This window comes from Acidimicrobiales bacterium (assembly GCA_040219085.1).
Classification (GTDB): domain Bacteria; phylum Actinomycetota; class Acidimicrobiia; order Acidimicrobiales; family JAVJTC01; genus JAVJTC01.
Genome location: JAVJTC010000024.1, coordinates 61,990 through 74,885, shown reverse-complemented (window position 1 = coordinate 74,885; position 12,896 = coordinate 61,990). Strand labels below are relative to the sequence as shown.

Here is a 12,896-nt window from a genome sequence, read left to right as displayed (position 1 = left end):
TCGCTGTTGAGGGTGTCGACGAGGTCGGCCTCCATCACGGCGGTCACCAGGGTGGACAGCACGGGGTTGGCCGATGCCGCGGTGGCGGCGGGGTCGTCGGCCATGCCGTCGAAGGAGCCCTCACCTTCTGTGGGCACCGCTTCACAGGCAGGACCGAACGGCATCATCGCCATCTCGTCCTCGCCGGCGTCGTCCATGTCGTCCATCTCGTCACCGGTGGCCGGCTCCGATGTCGTGTCGTCGCCGTCATCGACGGCAGCGGTTTCGTTGTCGTCGCTGCCGCAGGCGGCGGCCACGAGGCCCAGTGTCAACAGGAGGGCCAGGAGCTTGAAGAGCATTCGGTTCTTCATCGGTTCGGTACCTTTCACTTTCGGTTTCGGGGGTTGGGGTTGGGATCTCGGTTGCGCCGACCTCAGGTCGGGTCCTCGACGAGGACCACGACCTCGTGGTGGCCGGTTGCGCCGTCGGGTATGGGTTCGGAGCGGTCCGCCGTCTGGATTGCTCCGGTTCCGTCAGTTGCGCGGCAGCGCAGCGTGTGGCGACCGGGTGAGGCGTTCCAGCGCCAGACCCACTGGCGCCACGTGGTGTCGTTGAGCGCGTCCGCGAGCTCGGCCTCCATCCAGGGCCCGTCGTCCACCTGGACCTCGACGGCGGCGATGCCCCGGGTCTGCGCCCAGGCGACGCCCGCCACGGGGACCACGCCCGGGGCGACCCGCTGAAGCCCCCGGGGCGTGTCGATACGGCTCTGGGTGCGGATCGGACCCTCCCGGGCCCAGCCGCGCCGTTCCCAGTAGTGGTCGAACGCGTCGAACGTCGTGAGCTCGATCTCGGTGAGCCACTTCGTGGCCGACACGTAGCCGTACAGCCCCGGGACGACGAGCCGCGCCGGGAAGCCGTGGGCGAGTGGGAGCGGCTCGCCGTTCATCCCGACGGCGACGATCGCGTCACGTCCGTCGGTGGCGGCCTCCACAGGGAAGCCGCACTCCCAGCCGTCGACCGAGCGCCCGACGACCTGGTCCGCCTCCGGCAGCACGCGGGCCTCGTCGAGGAGCGCGTCGAGCCGGGCGCCGAGCCAGCGGGCGTTGCCGACGAGACCTCCGCCGACCTCGTTGGATACGCAGGTCATCGTGATGTCGGTTTCGATGAGCTCACGTTCGAGGAGTTCCGCGAAGGTGATCTCGTAGGGCCGTTCGACCATCCCGTGCACCCGCAACCGCCACGTGTCGGCCGGGACCTGCGGAACTGTCAGAGCGATGTCGATCCGGTAGAAGTCGTCGTTGGGGGTGATGAAGGGCGTCACGCCGTCGACGCCCACGGCGACACCGGGGTCGGGGGCGTCGAGGGTCCGGAGGGGCCGGGGGAGGACCACCTCGGCGCGCGACGCGGCCGCCGAGAAGCGCCCCTGCAGCCAGCGGCCCGCAACGGCGAGCGCACCGGCGGTCGCGGCCAGTGCGCCCATGCCGACCAGGAACGTCCGGCGGCCGCTGTCGTCCGTGGGCCGGTTGGCGGTGCCCGGCTCGCTGATCCGCCACAGTCCGTACAGGGCGGCGCAACCCGCGATCGTGCCGACGACCGAGGGGGTCACGACGCTCACCGGCACCTCCACCCGTCGTCCCAGTGCCGCCCACACGCCGATCGCGCCGAAAACACCGAGCGCGCCGAGCCCGACGCGAATCGACCGGCGTAGTGCGACGACGCCGACGAGCGCGGCGTAGCCGGCGAGCAGTACGCCGATGCCGACGAGCAGTGCGAGCTTGTCCTTCGTTCCGAACCAGTCGATGGCGAGGTCCTTCATCCAGCTCGGCACGCGGTCGATGACGCGGTCGCCCACATCGAGGACCGGCGATCGCCACCGGCGGGTGAACCCGGCGACCAGTTCGGCCAGCCCGAGAGCCACGAGCCCCGCGACGATGCCGGCTGCCGCAGCGGCCGGAACGGAGGCCCGCGGCCGGCGCGCGGGCGCGGTGTCGGCTGACTCGGTGTCGGGTGACTCGGTGTCGGATACAGGGGTGCTCATGACCGGTGTTCGGAACCGGCCCGGATCCGTATTGGTCCGGCCGACCCTCGGGGATGTCCCTGAGGTCGTCCCCGATGTGGCGTCGACGGCGTCGTGGGACAATGACGCCGATGGCGATGTCCGTTTCGGCGACCAGCCCCGCCCGTTGGCACGTTCCCCACCCGGATTCCGAGAACCGCATGGTTTCGGGCACCGCGGCGGGGATCGCCCGCGAAATCGGTGCCGACCCACTGGTGGTTCGCCTGGCGTTCGTCGTCCTCGCCCTCGCCGGTGGGGTCGGTCTGGCGCTGTACGCGCTCTGCTGGTTGGTGTTCGTCGTGGCGGCGGCTCGCAGCGGTGAGGTCGGGCCCGACCGGATTCCCAAGGCCGGTTCGGAGCGGCTCCGGGTGGCCGCCGTGGGCCTCATCGTCCTCGGGGCCCTCCTGGGTCTGCAGGACACGCCGGGCTTCTCCCACGCGGTGGTGTGGCCGGCGGCCCTGTTGGCGGCGGGTGTCGTCGTCACGGTCGACCGGGCCGTGATCGGTGGTGACGCCGTCGCGTCGGGTCCGATGCCCATCGCGGGTGCGCAGGGACGGTGGTCATTCGTGCGGATCGCGGCGGGTGTGGTCCTGGCGGGTGCCGGGGTGGGACTCGTCGCCGCGGCGAATTTCGACATCCGAACGGCAGGGGCCGCCCTCGTCGCGGTGGCCATCGCGCTCGCCGGGGTGTGGCTCATCGTCGCCCCGTGGGGGTCCCGTCTGATCGACGAGTTGGGCGAGGAACGTCGGGCGCGGATCCGGTCCGAGGAGCGCGCGGAGATGGCCGCCCACCTGCACGACTCGGTGCTTCAGACGCTTGCGCTCATCCAGCGCAGCGCGGACGACCCCCGCGCGATGGTCCGGCACGCCCGCCGCCAGGAACGCGAGCTGCGAACCTGGCTCTACGGCGGGACCGCTGACCGTTCGGTTGGTCGGCTGCGCGCGGCTCTCGAGGCGACGGTGGCCGAGGTCGAGGCCGTTCACGGGGTGCCGGTGGAGGTGGTCGTCGTCGGCGACGTCGACATGGACGATCGCCACGAGGGTCTCCTCGCCGCCATCCGTGAGGCGGTCACGAACGCGTCGGTGCACTCCGGAGCGGCCCGGGTCGACGTGTTCGCCGAGGTGGGGGAGGCGGCCACCGAGGTATTCGTACGCGACACCGGTGCCGGGTTCGACCTCGACGCTGTCGACGTCGACCGACGTGGTCTGCGGGACTCGATCGTCGGACGCATCGAGCGTCTCGGCGGTTCGGCGACGGTGTCCTCGGCCCCCGGGGTCGGCACGGAGGTCGAGTTGCGACTGCCGGGGAACGGCCGGTGAGACCGCTTCGGATCGTGCTCGTCGACGACCACGAGATCGTCCGCGCCGGTGTGCGCAGTGAGTTGGCCGGCGACGGTTTCGACGTCGTCGCGGAGGCGGGGGACGTCGACGAGGCGGTGGCGGTGATCGCCACGGCCCGTCCCGACGTGGTCCTCCTCGACGTCCACCTACCCGGTGGCAACGGCCCGGAGGTCATCCGACGGACGGTCGACGAGACAGAGGTCGGGACCGTCTTCCTGGCACTGTCGGTATCCGACGCGGCGGAGGACGTGATCTCGGTGATCCGGGCCGGGGCACGGGGTTACGTGACCAAGGCGATCTCGGCCGACGGCCTGCGGGACGCCATCACCCGGGTCGCGGCGGGCGAGGCCGTTCTGTCGCCGCGGCTCGCCGGCTTCGTCCTCGATGCCTTCGCCGGCGAGACCCACGAGCCCTACGACCCCGAACTGGATCTCCTGACGAACCGGGAGAAGGAGGTCCTGCGCCTCCTCGCCCGCGGCTACACCTACCGTGAGATCGGGCAGCGCCTGTCCATCTCGGTGAAGACGGTGGAGACGCACGCCTCGGCGGTGCTGCGCAAGCTGCAGTTCTCGAATCGTCACGAATTGACGAACTGGGCCGCGCGCCGCAGGCTCATCTGAGCGGCCGCCGGGCCGATCCCCTTCTCATGAACGGTGACTGGAGCCTGTGATGCGGCGAGTTCTGTCGGCCTGCGTGGCCTGCCTGGTGATGTTCACCGCGGGTTGCGGCGGGGATGACGACCTGCGGGTCGCGGGCACCACGATCGACGGCGCTCTCGACAGCGACGAGAGGATCGTGCCGGTCCTCGAGGCCTCCGAGACGATCCTGGGCCAACCGCTCGAGTGGCCCTCGGGCCCCGCCACGCTGACATCGGTGGTGTTGACCATGCAGCCCGGTGAAGAGACGGGCCGGCACTACCACGAGGCCCCGCTCTATGCGTTGATCCTGGAGGGGACCCTGACGGTGGACTACGGGGAGAACGGGACCCGCACCTACCGCGAGGGCGACGCCCTGATGGAGGCCCAGGAGATCGTCCACAACGGGATGAACCTCAGCGACGAGCCGGTCAAGCTCCTGGTGTTGAACATGGGAGCAGAGGGCGTCGCCAACACCGTTCTGGTCGACGAGTAGAGCCGCCGGTCACCCGAACTCGTCCGGGACGGGGATCTCGAAGCGGGCCGGGGTCGAGTCGGCCACGCCGACATCGAGGAACAACTCGGCGACGTCGGTGGGCACCCGGAATCCGAAGATCACCTCGACGCCCTCGCCGTTGTCCAGTGCCTTCGCGAAACTGTTCTCCGAGCCGATCGGCAGGCCGTCGATCACGAGTCGGAACGCGTCGTCCGTGAAGACGGTGCCCCCGCAGTTGCCCTGACCAGCGACGCCCTGTAGGCGGATTCTCACGAAGCGTTCGCCGCGGACGGTCCTCGTCGTTCCGGCGCCGACGATGCGTGTGGCGTCCTCGTCCAGGCCGGCATCGACGTCCCATTCGGCATCGAGGACCGAGACCGAGCCGGGGGCGTCGGCGCAGCCGCCCTCGTAGACGACGTCGGCCGACTCGTCGACCACCACGGTGAGCGGGTACGGATCCGTGGGTTCGGGGCCGTCGAGGGGTATCACGATGGGCTCGTTCACGTCGTTGTCGAACACCACGGTCGCGCCGCCGAGGTCGTAGCCGTCGCCGGGGAAGGCCAGGGCGACGCTCTGTGGTCCGTCGCCCTGGACGAGGATCCTGCGGCGGAAGTCGACCATCTCGGAGGCGACCGCGCTGCCGTCGGCGAGAACGAGGGAGAAGTCGGCCACCTCGAAGGTCTCGGACGTGCCCGGGTACCCCTGTTCGAACTCCATCTCGTAGTCCAGGTACAGGTAGCGCTCTTCGCCGACTTCGGGTTCGTCGTCGAGGCGGGTCCCCGGGGTGTCGTTGGCGTACTCGGCGGCCGTGAACGTGATGACCACGTGGGCGTAGGTGCCGGACCTGGGGAGGTCGAGCCCGGCGTCGACCGGTGGCGGAAGGGTGGTCGTTGTGGTCGGCGGCTCGGTGGTGGACGTCGTCGGTGCGGCGGTGGTGGAGGTGGCGGTCGGAGCCTCGGTTGCGGTTGCGGTTGCGGTTGCGGTCGGCGTCGCCGTGGCGGCCGCGTCGGCGTCGTCACCGCCGCTGCAGCCGGCCGCCAACAGAATCGCAGCTGCGATCGAGATTCCCCGGATGACCGGTCTCATGGCCGCAACGGTAGTCCGGGTGGGCGGTACGTGGCCGGGCGCAGACGCCGGAACTCGTCGAGCCGGGTGCAACCAGACGGGTCGCCCGGACGTAGAAGGTGGCGACGGGGCGCCGGATCCGCCGCCGGCGTCCCGTCATCTGACCTCGTCTTCCGGGTGGGTCCGCCGGACCTCGCCACGAAAGGAAATGACATGGCTCCCCAGCCCGCCATCGACATCGGTATCGCCGAGGAAGATCGCGTCGCCATCGCCGAGGGTCTCTCCCGACTCCTGGCCGACAGCTACTCGCTCTACCTGAAGACGCACAACTACCACTGGAACGTCGAAGGCCCCATGTTCAACACGCTGCACCTGATGTTCGAGGAGCAGTACAACGAGCTCGCCCTCGCCGTCGACGAGGTCGCCGAGCGGATCCGTACCCTCGGCGAGCCCGCCCCTGCCACCTATCGGGAGTTCGCCGAGTTGTCCGCCGTGACGGAGGACACCGACCGTCCCGACGCGATGGAGATGGTGCGACGCCTCGTCGCAGCCCATGAGACCGTCGCCCGGACGGCCCGATCGGTGTTCCCCGTCGCCGAGAAGGCGGCCGATGAGGCCACTGCGGACCTCCTGACCCAGCGCATGCAGGTGTCGGAGAAGACCGCCTGGATGTTGCGCAGCCTCCTCGCCTGACGCCGGTCCCTACCCGCAGTACGCCACGCCGAGGTCGTCGAAAGCCGGGATCGAATTCAGCTCGTCGACTACCGAGGTGGTTCAGGTGAGGGTCTCGCAGCCGCGCAGGTCGAGGTTGGAGTAGAAGGCCTCGAGGTACTCGACGGCCATCTCGATCGCTGGGTACTGCTCGGGCGGATAGGACCGGGCGACCCCCACCCAGACATCGCACCGGTCCTCGTACAGGTCGTCGAAGTCGTCCCACTCCACCGTGTCGCTGAAGCCATGCTGAGCGGTGAACGCCTCGAAGGCAGCGGTGTCTTCGGCGACGAACTGTTCGAGTCCGGGATCACAGTTCGCCCGCTCGGAGAAATCCGACTCGTACCAGCACTCGAGCGCTTCGGTGCCGAGCGCAAGGATGCGGCGGTCGATGTTGCCCAGCTCGACTGCAGTTGAGCTGTCGATGCACCGACGTCGACGAGTGCCATCAGCTGGAAGCGGGCCACGCTCTCGTCCACGTTCTGGTAGCTCAGTGCCGCTTCTCGCGCCGCGGCGAAGATCGTGCGGGCCTCGAGGGCGAGTAGTTCGGGGTCGTAGTCGAGGGGCACACCGTTCTCGCCGTCTTCGGGAACGCCGCCTGCTTCGAGCACGACGTCGATGGCCGCGGCGTAGATGTTCTCCAGGGCGTCGTACCCCTCGTCGAGGTCGGCCTCGACGTCCTCATCCAGGTCTGCCTCGTAGCGGCATTCCGAGCGGTTGAGGAACCGGGTGTCGGCGAGCGAGTCGTCGATCGCGTACTCGATGGACTCCACCGTCGCCGGATCCAGACCGAGAGAGTCCACGGCGGAATCCCAGGCCTCGCACAGAGCCTCGTCGCCGACGTCGTCGTCGGCGTCGTCGGGGAGTTCGAGGTCCGAGAGGCTGATGTCGAAGACCGGATCGATCAGGTCGGCCGCGGGCCCGTCGCACTCGTTGGATGCGGTCCGCAGAGACTCGGCGACGCACAGACGGTCCTCCAAGGGGAGGTCCAGCGCGGCCGACAGGATCTCCACGGCGAGCTCGTTCGCCTGCCGCAGGTTCCGCGCTGCGGCGCTGCGGGTCGCGAAGTACGTCGTGGGGTCCGGCGCGTAGACGCCGGCCGCCCCGGCTTCCGCCCATGCCTCGATGACGCCCATCACGCGGGCGGTGACGGCCTGGTCGATGGCGAAGGTCCGGATGACGAGGTCGGGCACGACCTCTGGCATCCAGCGCTCCTCGACAGCGCCGGACACGGCGGCGTCGATGATCGGCGGATCCTGGACCATCGCCGCGAGCACCGCCTCGAACATGTCCGCGAGGTGGTCGTTCGGAAGTTCTGCTGCGTCGTCGACGGTGGGTGGCGCCGACAGCGGGGGAATCTGGGGTAGGAGCTCCTCCAGCATCTCCGCGTCGGCCGGATCGACTGGTGGCGGGCCGACCGCGGGGGACGTGGGCGTCGCCTCGGGTGTGATGTCGGGAGTGGCTTCGCTGGTCGGGTCCGGAGTCGTCTCGGGAGTGGCGCCGCCGGTCGGGTCCGGAGAGGACTCCGCTGTGGGCGCGGGCGAGGCATCGGTCGCGGCGTCGTCGCCACCTCCGCCGCAGGCAGATGCGAGCAGCGAGAGAACGAGGAGGATCGCGAGAGCTGGAATCCGGGAGGTCATGGCCCGAAGTTAGTCGACGGTTCTAGAGACCCTCGAAATGCGAGTACATGGTTGGGGTGAGTCCGGCGAGTCCCTCGGCGACCTCGGCGGAGACCGAGCCGAAGACCTCGAGCTCCAGCCCGCCACCCATCTCGGCCATCGGTCCGATCAGGGCGCCGACGTTGGCGACGTGGGCCAGGATCGCGTCGGAGTCGGCGTAGGTCTCCCGCACGACGCAGACGGTTTCGTCCGCGTTGAAGAACCAGTCGTACTGGCGCACGCCCGTCTCGGTCCGCACCTTCTCGAGTGCTGCGCTGATGTTCTGTTTGAACTCGGCCAGCTTGTCGGGAGCGATGTTCGGAAACGTCGCGGTGAACTGGATGGTGTCCATGGGATTCCCCCTCTGCGCGACCCGGGCGGGCGGCGCCGACCGAACCTAGTCCGGCGGGCGCAGGGTTGCAGAAGTCCCGGCGAGGGGGCCGTTGGCTGTCACTGCGGCCACGTAAGCTGTGGTCATGGACGAACAGGTGTTCGATTCAACGCAGGGGGACCCGTCGGGCGCCGCGGCGTTGTTCGGTGCGGTTGAGCGCGCCAACGCAGCGGTCGACGACCTTTTCGAGCACCTGGACGCACTCGAGGGCCGTGCGGTGATGGATTCGATAGCAACGGTGGAGACGTTGCGTCGGCGGGTCGAGGCTGTGGGGGTCGCCATGGCGGGCCGGGTGGACCGTGAGGGTCTGTTCCGGATCGACGGCCACCGCTCCGCAGCCACATCGGTCGCTCATCGCGCCGACACCGCAAGGGCCGTGGGGGGTCGTCGTCGCAATGCGGCACGCACGGTCGCCGAGATGCCGGCGGTGCGCAAGTGGTTCGAGGCCGGCGCGATCGGCGTGTGTCACATGGCTCGCATGACGCGGGCCCACTCCAACGAACGCGTCCGCGACGCCCTGGTCTCCTGCGACGAGCTCTTCGCCGACGCCGCCCGGGAGATGAACTACCGCGACTTCGATTTCTTCGTCGGAGACTTCGAGCGCATGGTGGATCAGGACGGCACCTGTGACCGCAATGAGCGGAACCACGCCAACCGCGACGTGAGGCTCACCCAGCGGCCGGATCTCGGCTGGGACCTCGAGGGCGGCTTCGGCGCGATCCAGGGCGCATGCATCAACAAACGGTTCCAGGCGTTCATCCACGCCGAGGCCTGCGCAGACTGGGACGCCGCACGCGCGGAGCGCGGCGACGCCGCCTGCGAGGACCATCTGCCTCGCACGCCGGGCCAGCGGCGTGCGGACGCGTTCGACGCCATGACCGGAGCCGCGGCCGCGAGTGCCGCCGCTCCCCCGGGAGTCCCGACCGAAACCACGATCGTCTTCGATCCCGAGACCTGGGAGCGGGCTCTCGGCTGGTTCGAGACCGGCCGCACGGACCCCGTGGACCCCTCGGACGCGGTGGACGCCGCCCGGTCCCGTCGACACGGGTGTCACACGCTCGACGGGGTGCGGCTCGAACCGCGCGAGGCTGTCGCCGCATCGCTCACCGGGGCCATCCGGCGGCTCCTCGTCGACGCGGCGGGCGTGCCGCTGGACCGCAGCCGCCCGGTGAGGCTGTTCACCGGCGCCGTCCGGGCCGCCGTTCAGGCCACCGCGACGGAATGCCTCTGGCCGGGGTGCCACCGCCCGGGCTCAGAGTGTCAGATCGACCACCTGAGACCGTTCCGTGACGGAGGCGAAACCCATCCCGCCAACGCCGGGCCGATGTGCGGCTTCCACAACCGCATCAAGAACCACGGTTACAGCACCTGGCGGGACGCCGACGGCAAGTGGCACACCGCCAGACCCGACGGCACCGAGATTCCCCCGTAGGGCTCACGCGGAGGGAGGGGGATTCGAACCCCCGGAGGCTTGCACCTCAACGGTTTTCAAGACCGTCGCAATCGTCCGCTCTGCCATCCCTCCAGCCACAGAGGGTAACCGGCGGGACGTGACTCAGCCCGGGCGGATCTGGCCGCGCAGCGCCTCGAGCCAGGCCTCGGCTTCGCGCCAGGACTCCGACACGTCGGCGCGCGCCTCGTGGCCGTTCTCGGCGGCGGCGGGGTACGAGCCCAGGAACTTCACGTCGGCCTGCTTCGCGCGCAGGTTCATGAGGCAGTCGGCGACGAGTTCGTCCGCGATGTGACCCTCGAGGTCCATGAGGAAGCAGTAGTCGCCGAGGCCCTGCTTGGTGGGGCGTGACTCGAGGCGGGTCAGGTTGATGGACCGGGCGGCGAACTCCTGGAGGATGGCGAGTAGGGAGCCCGGGCGGTCGGCCCGCTGGAAGATCACGATGGACGTCTTGTCGAGCCCGGTCTGGGGAGGGACGCCCTCGCGGGCGACGACGACGAAGCGGGTCTGGTTGCCCGGATGATCCTCGATGTCGGATGCCAGGGCCGTGAGCCCGTAGAGGTCGCCGGCCAGGGCCGTGCCGATCGCCGCCGCGGTCGTGTCGTCCTCCTCGGCGAGCAGGCGTGCTGCGTCGGCGGTGGAGTTCGCCGCCTTCATCTGGGCGTTCGGCAGGTGCTCGCGCAGGAAGCGGCGGCACTGCGCCAGCGCATGGGGGTAGGAGATCACCCGCTCGACCTGAGCGAGGTCGACGCCCGGCAGCGCGAGCAGCTCCAGCTGGACCGAGATTATGACCTCGCGCTGGATCAGCAGGTCCGTCTCGAACGCGAGCGCGTCCTGGGTGACGTTCACCGTGCCCTCGATCGAGTTCTCGATCGCGACGAAACCCAGGTCCACCTCACCGGACTCCGTGGCCGAGATGACCGCCGGAAACGAGCCGAACATGACCAGTTCGGCGGACGCCAGATCGGCCTGCGTCAACAGCGCCTGCTCGGTGAACGTGCCGTGGGGGCCGAGGTAACCGACCCTCATCGCGGATGGGTCGGAGTGCCCGGAGGCTGCGGGAAGCGTCACGACTCGGCAGGATAGTGACGTGGACTCCACCGCGATCCGTGAATTGCTCGAGGCCGTGGCCGCCGGCGACCGTCACCCCGACGACGCCGTCGCCCAGTTGCGCCGTCTTCCCTTCGCCGATCTCGGCTTCGCGCGGGTGGACCACCACCGTCGCGTCCGCCAGGGTCTGGGCGAGGTCGTGTACGCCCCGGGTAAGACTCCCGACCAGTGCGTGGCCATCGTGGGCGAACTCCTGTCGGGTTCCGACGGCCCCGTTCTCGTCAGCCGCGTGGACGACACGCAGGCCGCTGCGCTCGATGCTGCGCATCCCGGTGGCGAGCGTTTCGACGCCACCCTCGTGTGGCGCCCCGCCGATCCCCGCTCCGAGCGGGTGCTCGTCGCCGCCGCGGGAACCTCCGATCTCCCCGTCGCCACAGAGGCGGCTGCCACCCTCGCGGCCCACGGTGTCGCGGCCCGCCGCCTGACCGACGTCGGCGTGGCGGGACTGCACCGGCTGCTGGCGGACCTCGACGAGGTCACGGCAGCGGACGCCGTCATCGTGGTCGCCGGCATGGAGGGCGCCCTTGCGTCGGTCGTCGGTGGCCTGACCGAGGCGCCGGTGGTCGCCGTGCCCACGAGCGTGGGATACGGCGCCGGCCTCGAAGGTGTCACCGCGCTGTTGGCCATGCACGCGTCCTGTGCGTCTGGGGTCACCGTGGTGGGGATCGACAACGGCTTCGGCGCGGCGATGGCCGTACTGCGACTCCTGCAGGTCATGGCCCGGGTGGAGCAGCGATGACCACCCCCCGCAGGGCCGTCTGGTTCCACTGCTTCTCGGGTATCGCCGGCGACATGGCCCTCGGCGCGCTGATCGACGCCGGGGCCGACGTCGACGAGGTGACGTCGATCTGCGAGCGTCTCCCGCTGTCGGGGTGGGGTCTGCGGGCCGAGCCCGTCATGCGCAGTGGCATCGCCGCCACCCGGGCCGTCGTCGTCGCCGAGGAGACCAAGGTCGTCCGGACGGCCACGCACATCTCGGCCCTCGTCGAGGAGGCCCGCCTCCCGGACCGTGTGCGCACGCGCGCACTGGCCGTCTTCGACGCGCTGGCCCGGGCCGAGGGGCGCCTGCACCGGCGCCCCCCCGAGCAGGTCCATTTCCACGAGGTCGGCGCGATCGACTCGATCATCGACGTCGTCGGCACGTGTGCCGCACTCGAGGTCCTCGGTGTGGACGAGGTGCACTCGTCGCCGGTGGCCGTCGGGCGCGGGATGGTCCGCTCCTCCCACGGTCTCATCCCCACGCCGGCGCCCGCGGTCGTCGAGTTGCTGGCCGGGAGCGAGACGTACGGCGTGGACATCCAACACGAGCTGACGACACCGACCGGCGCCGCTCTTCTCGCTGCGCTGGCCCGGGGTTTCGGACCGCTTCCGCCGATGACGATCATGGCGAGCGGCTTCGGCGCGGGGGAGCGCGAACACGAACACCGGCCCAACCTCACCCAGGCCGTCGTCGGGGAGCTGGACGGTGCCCGGGCGACGGGTCAGCCGGTCACGCTGCTCGAGACGAACGTCGACGATGCGACGGGTGAGACCCTGGCCCATGCGATCTCGGCGATGCTCGACGCCGGGGCACACGACGCGTGGATCACACCGATCGTGATGAAGAAGGGCAGGCCGGCGTACACGGTGTCGGCCCTGGTGGACCCCGCCCTGGTGGACCAGGTGGCCGCGGTCATCCTCGCCGAGACCGGCAGCCTCGGGCTGCGCGGTCAGCGGCTCGAGCGTTGGCCCGAGGCCCGCCGGATCGACACCGTCGACGTCGAGGGACGACCGGTGCGGGTCAAGGTCTCGGCCGACCGGGTGAAGGTCGAACACGACGACGCGGCACGGGCCTCCGAGCAGATCGGGCTGCCGTTGCGCGAGGTCGTCTCTCTCGCCGAGGAGTCGTGGCGTCGCCGGGCGCGTCGCCCAGCTCCCGTGTCGATCGAACCGTCCGACGCCAGCGACGCCGGCCCGCCCGAGGGGCCGTCTCGGGACGACCCGGCACCGGCGTAACCTCGTCGGT

The 12,896-nt window shown here is 70.1% G+C and carries 13 protein-coding genes and 1 tRNA gene; 7 read left to right on the top strand and 7 right to left on the bottom strand.

The features are described 5' to 3' along the window. Positions 1-350: hypothetical protein (locus tag RIE08_10260; protein ID MEQ8717980.1), on the bottom strand; the 350-nt coding region annotated here is incomplete at its 3' end. Positions 351-412: 62 nt separating this feature from the next. Beyond that, positions 413-2,017, bottom strand: coding sequence for a molybdopterin-dependent oxidoreductase (locus tag RIE08_10255; GenBank protein ID MEQ8717979.1), 1,605 nt, complete (start codon positions 2,015-2,017; stop codon positions 413-415). A gap of 110 nt (positions 2,018-2,127) precedes the next feature. Between RIE08_10255 and RIE08_10250 the strand changes: the two genes are divergently transcribed. Genes RIE08_10250 through RIE08_10240 form a run of 3 tightly spaced genes read left to right on the top strand, consistent with a single transcriptional unit; the run spans position 2,128 to position 4,506 of the window. Then, positions 2,128-3,354, top strand: a complete 1,227-nt coding sequence (locus RIE08_10250; GenBank protein MEQ8717978.1) for a PspC domain-containing protein — start codon at positions 2,128-2,130, stop codon at positions 3,352-3,354. After that, positions 3,351-3,995: a response regulator transcription factor gene (locus RIE08_10245; GenBank protein ID MEQ8717977.1), complete on the top strand. Its 645-nt coding sequence runs from the start codon at positions 3,351-3,353 to the stop codon at positions 3,993-3,995. The genes RIE08_10250 and RIE08_10245 overlap by 4 nt, the downstream gene beginning before the upstream one ends. 49 nt (positions 3,996-4,044) lie before the next feature. Then, a complete protein-coding gene (locus RIE08_10240; protein ID MEQ8717976.1) occupies positions 4,045-4,506 on the top strand; it encodes a cupin domain-containing protein in 462 nt (153 codons plus the stop codon). A gap of 9 nt (positions 4,507-4,515) precedes the next feature. Here RIE08_10240 and RIE08_10235 read toward each other — a convergent pair whose 3' ends face one another. Continuing rightward, positions 4,516-5,592, bottom strand: a complete 1,077-nt coding sequence (locus RIE08_10235; GenBank protein MEQ8717975.1) for a hypothetical protein — start codon at positions 5,590-5,592, stop codon at positions 4,516-4,518. Between the two features lie 192 nt (positions 5,593-5,784). Here RIE08_10235 and RIE08_10230 point away from each other — a divergent pair, with 192 nt between their 5' ends. Continuing rightward, on the top strand, positions 5,785-6,264 hold the full coding sequence (locus tag RIE08_10230; protein MEQ8717974.1) for a Dps family protein: 480 nt from the start codon (positions 5,785-5,787) through the stop codon (positions 6,262-6,264). Between the two features lie 68 nt (positions 6,265-6,332). Here RIE08_10230 and RIE08_10225 read toward each other — a convergent pair whose 3' ends face one another. Then, on the bottom strand, positions 6,333-7,922 hold the full coding sequence (locus RIE08_10225; GenBank protein MEQ8717973.1) for a hypothetical protein: 1,590 nt from the start codon (positions 7,920-7,922) through the stop codon (positions 6,333-6,335). Positions 7,923-7,944: 22 nt separating this feature from the next. Beyond that, positions 7,945-8,292: an antibiotic biosynthesis monooxygenase gene (locus RIE08_10220; protein ID MEQ8717972.1), complete on the bottom strand. Its 348-nt coding sequence runs from the start codon at positions 8,290-8,292 to the stop codon at positions 7,945-7,947. 124 nt (positions 8,293-8,416) lie between these two features. Between RIE08_10220 and RIE08_10215 the strand changes: the two genes are divergently transcribed. After that, positions 8,417-9,763, top strand: coding sequence for a DUF222 domain-containing protein (locus RIE08_10215; GenBank protein MEQ8717971.1), 1,347 nt, complete (start codon positions 8,417-8,419; stop codon positions 9,761-9,763). Between the two features lie 8 nt (positions 9,764-9,771). Here RIE08_10215 and RIE08_10210 read toward each other — a convergent pair. After that, positions 9,772-9,856: transfer RNA gene (locus tag RIE08_10210), tRNA-Ser, on the bottom strand. Between the two features lie 30 nt (positions 9,857-9,886). Further along, positions 9,887-10,852, bottom strand: a complete 966-nt coding sequence (gene pheA, locus RIE08_10205) for a prephenate dehydratase (protein MEQ8717970.1) — start codon at positions 10,850-10,852, stop codon at positions 9,887-9,889. A gap of 19 nt (positions 10,853-10,871) precedes the next feature. Here pheA and larB point away from each other — a divergent pair, with 19 nt between their 5' ends. Continuing rightward, positions 10,872-11,630 carry a nickel pincer cofactor biosynthesis protein LarB gene (gene larB, locus RIE08_10200; protein MEQ8717969.1) on the top strand — a complete coding sequence of 253 codons (759 nt, stop codon included), beginning with the start codon at positions 10,872-10,874 and terminating at the stop codon, positions 11,628-11,630. Then, positions 11,627-12,886 (top strand): nickel pincer cofactor biosynthesis protein LarC, encoded by a 1,260-nt coding sequence (larC, locus tag RIE08_10195; protein MEQ8717968.1) that lies wholly within the window; start codon positions 11,627-11,629, stop codon positions 12,884-12,886. Before larB ends, larC begins: the two co-directional genes overlap by 4 nt. The last annotated feature ends 10 nt before the right edge of the window (positions 12,887-12,896 follow it).

Coding starts and splice junctions, on each gene's coding strand:
- RIE08_10255 (MEQ8717979.1), bottom strand. CDS start 2,017: ATGAGCACCCCTGTATCCGACACCGAGTCACCCGACACCGAGTCAGCC.
- RIE08_10250 (MEQ8717978.1), top strand. CDS start 2,128: ATGGCGATGTCCGTTTCGGCGACCAGCCCCGCCCGTTGGCACGTTCCC.
- RIE08_10240 (MEQ8717976.1), top strand. CDS start 4,045: ATGCGGCGAGTTCTGTCGGCCTGCGTGGCCTGCCTGGTGATGTTCACC.
- RIE08_10235 (MEQ8717975.1), bottom strand. CDS start 5,592: ATGAGACCGGTCATCCGGGGAATCTCGATCGCAGCTGCGATTCTGTTG.
- RIE08_10230 (MEQ8717974.1), top strand. CDS start 5,785: ATGGCTCCCCAGCCCGCCATCGACATCGGTATCGCCGAGGAAGATCGC.
- RIE08_10225 (MEQ8717973.1), bottom strand. CDS start 7,922: ATGACCTCCCGGATTCCAGCTCTCGCGATCCTCCTCGTTCTCTCGCTG.
- RIE08_10220 (MEQ8717972.1), bottom strand. CDS start 8,292: ATGGACACCATCCAGTTCACCGCGACGTTTCCGAACATCGCTCCCGAC.
- RIE08_10215 (MEQ8717971.1), top strand. CDS start 8,417: ATGGACGAACAGGTGTTCGATTCAACGCAGGGGGACCCGTCGGGCGCC.
- larC (MEQ8717968.1), top strand. CDS start 11,627: ATGACCACCCCCCGCAGGGCCGTCTGGTTCCACTGCTTCTCGGGTATC.